Source organism: Corallococcus sp. CA041A, from assembly GCF_003612075.1.
Taxonomy (GTDB): Bacteria; Myxococcota; Myxococcia; order Myxococcales; family Myxococcaceae; genus Corallococcus; species Corallococcus exiguus.
In genome coordinates, this window is sequence record NZ_RAWF01000114.1 from 21745 (window position 1) to 29945 (window position 8201).

At 69.7% G+C, this 8201-nt stretch carries 4 protein-coding genes; 3 read left to right on the top strand and 1 reads right to left on the bottom strand.

What is annotated here, in order from left to right; translation table 11 throughout:
• The first annotated feature begins 44 nt into the window (after positions 1-44).
• The 3 genes from D7V77_RS21005 to D7V77_RS21015 are packed head-to-tail and all read left to right on the top strand — an operon-like array spanning position 45 to position 6297.
• On the top strand, positions 45-4649 hold the full coding sequence (locus D7V77_RS21005) for a hypothetical protein (RefSeq protein ID WP_147452117.1): 4605 nt from the start codon (positions 45-47) through the stop codon (positions 4647-4649).
• Between the two features lie 35 nt (positions 4650-4684).
• Positions 4685-5878 carry a GNAT family N-acetyltransferase gene (locus tag D7V77_RS21010; protein ID WP_199733815.1) on the top strand — a complete coding sequence of 398 codons (1194 nt, stop codon included), beginning with the start codon at positions 4685-4687 and terminating at the stop codon, positions 5876-5878.
• A complete protein-coding gene (locus D7V77_RS21015) occupies positions 5860-6297 on the top strand; it encodes a serine O-acetyltransferase (protein WP_120578076.1) in 438 nt (145 codons plus the stop codon). The genes D7V77_RS21010 and D7V77_RS21015 overlap by 19 nt, the downstream gene beginning before the upstream one ends.
• 506 nt (positions 6298-6803) lie before the next feature.
• On the opposite strand, the gene D7V77_RS21025 is transcribed toward D7V77_RS21015, so the two are convergent.
• Positions 6804-7859 carry a triacylglycerol lipase gene (locus D7V77_RS21025; RefSeq protein ID WP_120578077.1) on the bottom strand — a complete coding sequence of 352 codons (1056 nt, stop codon included), beginning with the start codon at positions 7857-7859 and terminating at the stop codon, positions 6804-6806.
• Positions 7860-8201 lie beyond the last annotated feature (342 nt).

The following is an 8201-nucleotide window of genomic DNA, read 5'->3' on the forward strand; positions in this document are numbered from 1 at the left end:
GATCCGAACGCGTGCCTGGGGGGGTCGGGCAGGTTTCTCAAGCAATGAATAGCTCTGGCCGCGACATGCACCTGGCGAACGAACCTCTCGAGTCCCAACTGCTGGAAGCCCTGCCCCCGCTGCACCGTCGAGTGCGCGGGGCCCAGGTCGAGGTCCTGGCCCAGCGGCTGGTGGAGTCGTGCCCTCGCCCCGCGGGCCTGGAGGGACTGGCCCCTTGGCTGGGCGTCGCCCTGGAGGCCCTGGAGACGGAGCTGTCCGCGGTCCACGCGGAGATCGTCCAGTTCACGCGTCAGCACAACGAGGCGCTGGATGACGCCGCCCGCCGCCAGGTGCTGGTGGATCACATCAAGGCCACGGTGAAGGACCGCAAGGACCGCAAGGAGGACCTGCGCGCCCTGGACCGGTGGATGGGCTTCGATGCCCTGCGCGAGCGGCTGGAGAAGCGCCGCCACAAGCTGCTGATCGAAGAAGAGACGGCGCTCCGTGCGCTGACGGGCGTGCTGGAAAAGACCCACGCGCAGGAGCTGCAACCCGCCGCGGTGCCACTGGCGAGGCAGCTGCTGGACCGCGCCGTGGACGCGCCCCGGGCGCAGAACCGCTCCGCCGCGCTGGAGGCCTTCCGGCAGCTCGCGCAGACGGTGCCGGGAGTCGCCGCGTCGCTGCCCGAAGTGGGCCCCACGCTGACGAGCCTCGCGGGCCAGGAGGACGTGAGTCCGTTCTTCCAGGCGGAGGCACTGCGCGCGCTGCTCACGGTGGACGTGCTCGAGGGCATCACCCTGCTGCGCCAGCGTCTGCGTGCGAAGGCTCCGTCGGAGAGGGACTTCCTCTTCCGCCGACAGGTGCTGGAGCAATGCGCGCCGCTGCTGTCGGAAGAGCACCGCGTGCCGCTGCTCACCGAGGTCGCGCACCACGACCCGAGCGAATACGTGCGCATGGGCCTGTGCGCCCTCATCGCGCAGCGTCCGGAGGGGCAACCACTGCTGCGCCGTCTGGCGGGGCTGGAGCAGGTGTCAGCCGTCGCGGGACCCACTCTGTCGGAGCCGAGTCCACGCGTGCGCACCGCCGCCGTGCTGGCCGCGGTGGACGCGGCGCTCGCGTCGCCGAAGGTGAAGGGACAAGCGCTCCAGGTGCTGGTGGACGTGCTCGGCCGTGACACCGCGCCGCTGGTCCTGCGCGTGTCGTGCGAACGCGCCGCCGCGTTGGCGGAAGCGCTGGGGGCCGCCGGACTGGGCCCCGCGCACGCGGCGCTGCTGGACGCGGTGGAATCCCTGGCGACGCAGCCGGGCGCCACGGGGCCGGTGGTGGAGGCCGCCGCCGCCGCCGCGCAGGTGCTGCGCCGGGTGAAGGACCCGGTGCGCCAGGCGTGGACGGTGTTCCTCGCGGGCCGCGTCTCCAAGCTTCGCCCGGGCAGCCGCACGCGCATTCCGCTCCAGCCCGCGCCGGAGAACCTGCCGCCGATGCCGGAGGGCCCCGCGTGGTTGGGCGCCATCCTCGCGGACCTGTCGCAGGACGGGCACGGCCTGTACGCGGAGCGCACGGACAAGACGCTGACGCTGTGGCACGGCGACAGGCAGGAGCGCCGCCTGTGGCGCGTGTGGCACGAGCTGGGCCGCCCCGCGCCGAACAAGCGCCAGGCGTTCCTGCACACCACCGGCCGCGTGATGTCCGGCACGCTGCGCGCGCACCCGGGCCACCTGGACGAAATCACGGAGACGCTGGTCCCCGGCGAGCGCGTCCACGTGGCGAGCCAGGGCAGCTGGGGCCGTCACCTGCCCACGGTGGACGACCTGCTGGACCTGCCGCTGTCGAAGGACGGCAAGGTGCACCTGTTCAGCAGCCACGGCGAGACGGTGCTGGTGCCGCCTGCCTCGCGCCTGCGCCGGCTGACGAACCGACTGAAGGTGTCGAAGGACTACCGTCGGCTCGCGACGCTGCGGCTGGACTCACTGGGAGGCGAGGAGCCCCGCGAGCGCCGCCGCTTCGTGGAGCAGGTGGAGCGCGAGCTGGGCGTCCAGGTGCGCTTCACGCCGTACGGTCAGCACAAGCAGGTCCCTTCTCCGCTCGCCACGCTCTTCCATGAGCCGGGGGCCGCGCCGAAGCCCACGTCCACGCTGCACACGCCCGCGCTGCTGGGCCTGCAGAGCGGATTCCTGGCGCTCCTCACCGAGCGCATCATGGAGAACGAGGGCTACTTCCTCGGAATGGGAGGCAACGGCATCGCGGCGCTGGGCCTCTTCACCGCGGCGCTCTTCTCCGTCTTCCTGGGCGACACGTACGTGAAGCGCCAGAACGTGCGGAAGTCCCGGGAGAAGATCCCGCTCGTCATCGGCGGCTGGGGCACGCGAGGCAAGTCCGGCACGGAGCGCCTGAAGGCGGCGCTCTTCTCCGGCATGGGCTTCGAGGTGTTCGCGAAGACGACGGGCTCGGAAGCGATGTTCGTGCACAGCGCACCGGGCGCCGGGCCATCCGAGTTCTTCATCTTCCGCCCCTACGACAAGGCCACCATCTGGGAACAGAAGGACATGGTGGAGCTGGGCGCGCGGCTGGGCACGGAGGTGTTCCTCTGGGAGTGCATGGCGCTGCAGCCCAACTTCGTCGAGCTGCTCCAGAACGACTGGATGAAGGACGACTTCGCCACGCTGACCAACGCCTATCCGGACCATGAGGACATCCAGGGCCCGGCGGGCATCAACGTCGCGTCGGTCATCACCAACTTCATGCCCAAGGGCGGCCGGGTGGTGACGACGGAGGACCACTTCCTCCCGCTCTTCAAGCAGGCGGCGCAGGAGAAGGACACCACGCTCCTGCACAGCGCGTGGTGGGAAGCGGAGCTGATTCCCGAGGAGTTCCTCGCCCTGTTCCCCTACCGCGAACACCCGCGCAACATGGCGCTGGTGGCGACGCTGGCGGAGCAGCTCGGCGTGTCGCGGCCGTACGCGCTGGCGTTGATGGCCGAGCACGTGCAGCCCGAAATCGGCGTGCTGAAGGTCTTCCCGCCGGCGAAGGTGCGCGGGCGGCAACTCCAGTTCATCAACGGGCACTCGGCGAACGAGCGCACGGGCTTCATGAACAACTGGATCCGCACGGGCCTGGGCGACGTGGATCCTGAAGCGAACCCGGAGCGCGCGGTCATCACCGTCATCAACAACCGCTGGGACCGCGTGTCGCGCTCGGAGGTGTTCGCGCGCATCATGGTGGAGGACGCGCCCGCGGACCGGCACGTGCTCATCGGCACGAACCTGGAGGGTCTCCAGAAGTACGTGCGCGGCGCGTTGGATCGGCACCTCATGAGTACGGAGGTCGTCGCGGAGGAGGAGGTCGCAAGCCCCGAGGGTCAGGCCCGCGCGGAGGCGAGGCTCGCGAAGGAGTTGGCGAAGCTGAAGGTGCCGCGTCCCACGAAGGCGACGTTCCTGGACCGGCTGGAGCGGTACGCGGCCGGCGCGGGGCTCCAGGCGGCTCACACGCTGGCGCTGACGGCCGCGGTGGAGAAGGCGCTGGAGGGCGGAGACGACGACGTGGGCGTGGAGAAGGTGCGCCGCTCGCTGGAGCGTGAGGTGGGCCCGCTCATCGACGAGGCGCTGTCTCCGGTGTCGCGCACTCAGCCGCAGACGCTGCCGGAGGTGCTGACGGCCGCGACGAAGGACGAGGTGCGCGAACACGCGCTGTATCTCCTGGCGCGCATGGCGGTGCACGCGCGGCTGAAGGCGCTGCTGCCCCGGGGTGAAGCGGATGCGCAGGGCCGCGTGAAGGCGTTCCACGCGAAGTTCCGCGACGCGTACAAGGCCATGATGCTGGAGCAGCTGGTGCCGGTGTCCGACTCGCAGGCGACGGGCGACCAGGTGGTGGACACGTGCGCTCGCGCGGTGGCGCCCGGGATGCAGGTGAGCATCATGGGCGCGCAGAACATCAAGGGCACGGGCCTGGATTGGGTGTACCGCTGGATGGCGCTGGACCGGGTGACGACGGCGCTGAAGGCGCTGGAGGGCACGTCGGTGGAGGCGCGGCGGCGGGCGCTGGAGTCGCTGGAGACGTTCGACGACTCGGGCTTCGTGGACGCGGGCCTGGCGCGCACGGTGCTGCCGGGACTCGTCAGCAAGGCCGCGTCGCCGGATGAAGCGGACCGGCTGCGCAAGCTGGCGGAGCGCGCGAGGGCGCGGCACGAGTTGAAGATCGCCGCGCTGACGCACACTGCGGCGGGCGGCGCGACGCAGGTGGTGGTGCGCAAGCTGGAGAAGGTCTTCGACTACCTGGACAGCGTGACGCGCCGCCGGCTGAGCGAGATGTTGCTGGAGGACCTGGAGACGGGCCGCGTGTCACATGCACGCGCGGCGGTGGAGACGCGCAAGCTGTACGAACGCCAGAAGGGCGGCTGGCTCTTCCGCGGCCTCAAGAAGCAGCCGAAGCGGCTGGCGCCGGTGGTGGAGGCGCCCACGCCCGTCATGCCGGCCCCCGCGGAGGCGGTGTTCAAGGCGACGGTGGAGCTCACCAGCACCAGGGGCCCGGTGCAGGTGCACCACGTCCCCCTGGACACCAACGCGCTGGCGAAGCTCGAGGGGCCGGTGCTGCCGCGCGACGAGCCGCTGCAGAAACAGGGACCGGAAGTGCTGGGACCCGAAGCGGCGGATGACGCAGGCGAGCCGCTGTCCTGAGTCCCCGACAGAGAGCACCCCGAGGAGCGATGTTCATGGAGGAGAGTCCCATCACGGACGCGATGCTCGGGGAACGCGTCCCATCCCTCCCCCGCCCCAACGCGGTGGAGTTCATGACGCGCGGGCGCGTGGAGCCCCTGTGCGTGGAGGAGGTCCGGAGTCTCGCGGCCTTCGATGCCTTGGAGGTGGAGTGGAACGCGCTGGTGAAGCGCGTGGACGACCAGGTGTTCCACCGGCACGAGTTCGTGCGCTGCTGGCTTCAGCACTTCGCGCCCAATGCGGCCCTGCGCATCCTCACGGCGAGGAACGCGCTGGGCATGCTGGTGGCGGTGCTGGGGCTCCAGGAGGAGCAGGGCCACCAGTACGGAATGCCGGTGCGGCAGTTGTCGTCGCTGACGAACAAGCACTCGTGCCGCTTCGACCTGGTGGCGGAGGAGCCCAAGCGCGCCGCGGTGGCCTTCCTGTCGCATCTGATGGGCGACCCGAGCTGGGAGGTGCTCCGGCTGTCGGATGTGCCGGAGGGCGGCGCGGCCTGGGAGCTGCTCAACGCGGCGAAGGGCGCGGGGATGCCCTGGGGCGCATGGCCGAGCTCGCGCTCGCCCTACCTGGTGTTGCCCTCCACGGTGGCGGCGTGGACGAAGGGCCGGAGCAACGCGAAGCCGCTGCGCAGAAGGCGCAGGCGCCTGGAGGAGAAGGGCCGCGTGGAGGTGGAGCGCGTGGCCGAAGTGGAGGGCCTGGGGTCGAAGCTGGAGGAGGCCTTCGCACTGGAACAGAGCGGCTGGAAGGCGAGGGAGGGCACGGCCATCGCGCAGGCGCGGCACCGTCGGGACTTCTACACGGGGCTCGCGCACAAGGCGGCGGAGCGCGGCTGGCTGGGGTTGTATTTCCTGAGACTGGACTCACGTCCCATCGCGTTCCAGTACGGGCTGGAATACGCCGGTCGCTATCTGGCGATGAAGCCGGGCTACGATGAGGCGTTGGCGGAGGTCAGCCCGGGTCACCTGCTGACGGAGAATCTGATCCAGGACTGCATCGGAAGGGGCCTGGGCGAGCTGGACTTGTTGGGGGATGATGCTCCCTACAAGCGCGAGTGGACGGAGCAGGTCCGGCCGCACCACTGGCTGTTCATCTACCGGGACACGTGGATGGGGCAGACGCTGCAACGCTCGAAGTTCCGCTGGGCTCCGGTGGCGAAAAGGATGGTGGGCAGATGGGTCCGACGGCGCTGACGTTCTACCGGGCCGCGAAGCGGCTCCAGGCGCTCCCAAGGCTCGCGAACATGGTGGCCACGGTGGGCAACCGCCTCCACAACAGCCACGTGGACACGAAGGCCGTGCTGCACCCCACGGTGGAGCTGGGCTACGGAGGCATTGGCGTCATCATCGCGCCGGGTGTGGAGATTGGAGAGAACAGCTTCATCTCCCAGAACGTGAGCCTGGAGCCCCTGCCCGGACGCGTCGGCGTGCCCCGCGTGGGCCGCGACGTCTACATCGGCGTGGGCGCCCAGGTGCTGGGCCCCGTGGTGATTGGCGACGGCGCGAAGGTTGGCGCCAACGCCATCGTGCTGGACGACGTGGCGCCGGGGACCACCGTGGCGGGGATTCCGGCGCGTGAGCTGAAGCAGAAGGTCCCGCCTACGGGGACGTGAGCCTTCAGCCGCCCTTGGGCATCTTCAGCGCCGTCATGACTCCTTGTCGGCGCGCTCTGGACAGAACTCGTCTCTCACGTCCGAAGGAGGGCATTCACATGGGGAGGAAACCGTGGGCAACTCCCGACACCCAGGAAGCAGATCATTGAAACGGTCCACTCTCGCAGACCGAGGGCAGCCCACGCAGCCCACCAACACGACTGCTAAACAAATCAGGCGCACAAAGTCAGCCTCCTCCCCTCTCGCACTCATCCGCAACAACCTGGGCTCCACCGTGCAACGCGCCGTCTTCCGGTAGCGTCTCTCTGGCCCTCATGTTCGCGGAGTGCGCGAGTTCGTGACGGAGGCATCGGCGTCAGCATCGCGCCGGGCGTGGCGCTTGGAGATGGAGCGAAGACTGGCGCCAACGCCCTCGTGCTGGAGGACGTGGCGCCGAGAGCCACCGTGGCTGGGATTCCAGCGCGCGAGATGAAGCGGCAGGCCCCCGCCCACGGGGACGTGAGGCGTTAGCCCTTGGGCATCTTCAGCGCAATCGCGACCAGCGAGAGGGTCAGGTCCTCGGGCTGGTAGGGCTTGAACGGGTTGAGCGTCGTCCCGGTCGAGTCCAGGTGATCCAGCCCGGACAGGGTCACGGACTTGGAGCCGGGGATGAACGCGTCCTGCGGGAGCACCAGGCCGTCCGACTTCACGCCGTAGCGCTGGTGCATGTACTCCTGCATGGCGAACAACGGTGACGTCGGGTTCGCGGTGGTGGAGGCCATGCTCACCGTGGGGATGCCCTCGGGCATCGGGTGCTTCGCCAGGAACTCCTTGCGCGAGTCGTACGTCAGGTCCTCACCGGCCTGGATGCTGCCACCGAGCGCCTCGATGGCGCCGCCCACGCCGTAGCGCACGAGCGGGTTGTCCAGCAGGTCCTGCGCCATGGGCGAGCCGCCGTAGGGCGACTGGATGGTGACCAGGGCGCGCACGTGCTCCTTGAGCTCGGGGTACATCGACAGGGCCGCCGCGGAGTCCAGGCCGCCCTTGCTGTGGCCGATGAGCACCACCTGCTTGCCGTTCTTGGAGGCCTCGAGCACGGCCTGACGGACGATGGCGGCGTTGTGCTCCACGCCCATGTCCGTGTCGACAGGCACGCGGCCGACCTGGAGGCCCTGCGCTTCGAGCGCGTCCAGGTTCTTGTCGAAGTAGATCTGCTTGGGCGCGGCCTCGGAGAGCAGACCGCCCACGGCCAGGAACACGCAGTTCTTGGCCTCGGGGGGCATCACGTTCTGGCCCGCGCGCACGGCCTGGTTGAGCTTCATGAACTCCGCGGTGGAGTCCTTCGCCGGCGGATACGCCTTCTGGATCCAGCCGATCTTGTCCGCCTCGCCCTTGCCGGGCCAGGGGATGGGAAGGCGCAGGGCATTGACCTGCTGAGACCCCGCCTGAGCCGTCGACGAGAAGCTGTCCCCCTTCACGATGGCGTTGAAGCCCTGCGCGCCCTTGGCCCGGGCAGGGGCTTCCGGCGTGGCCCGCGTCTGCGTGGACGGAGTGAGGCTGGAAGGACGCGTGACCTGGACCATGAGGGGACCTCGGGAGGGGGAGCCGAGTTGAGCAGCAGGGAGGCTTGCCTACATTGTCGGTAAATGGCGCCGGGAGTTGCGTGCCCGTTCCAAGTCCGTGAGAAGCCGAGACTCCGGGCGCGTGGCGCGGTGCGACATAGAGGGAGGCCGCTTCACTCTCTGATCCGGCGGCATTCGGCCGCGCGGAGGATCCGCCTCACCCCGTTGGCCTGATCACGCCCGTTGCGAACCGAGCACGCATTGGACCAGCAACGCACGCCCAGGTCATTGCGAGCGAGCAGCAGTCACTGCGCGCGGAAGGCACGCGACAGAGCGTTCCCAGCAGGCCACCCACCCCGCCCC

Bases quoted from the DNA above. Each gene is read 5' to 3' on its own strand.
- D7V77_RS21005 (WP_147452117.1), top strand. From the start codon at position 45: ATGAATAGCTCTGGCCGCGACATGCACCTGGCGAACGAACCTCTCGAG.
- D7V77_RS21010 (WP_199733815.1), top strand. From the start codon at position 4,685: ATGGAGGAGAGTCCCATCACGGACGCGATGCTCGGGGAACGCGTCCCA.
- D7V77_RS21015 (WP_120578076.1), top strand. From the start codon at position 5,860: ATGGGTCCGACGGCGCTGACGTTCTACCGGGCCGCGAAGCGGCTCCAG.
- D7V77_RS21025 (WP_120578077.1), bottom strand. From the start codon at position 7,859: ATGGTCCAGGTCACGCGTCCTTCCAGCCTCACTCCGTCCACGCAGACG.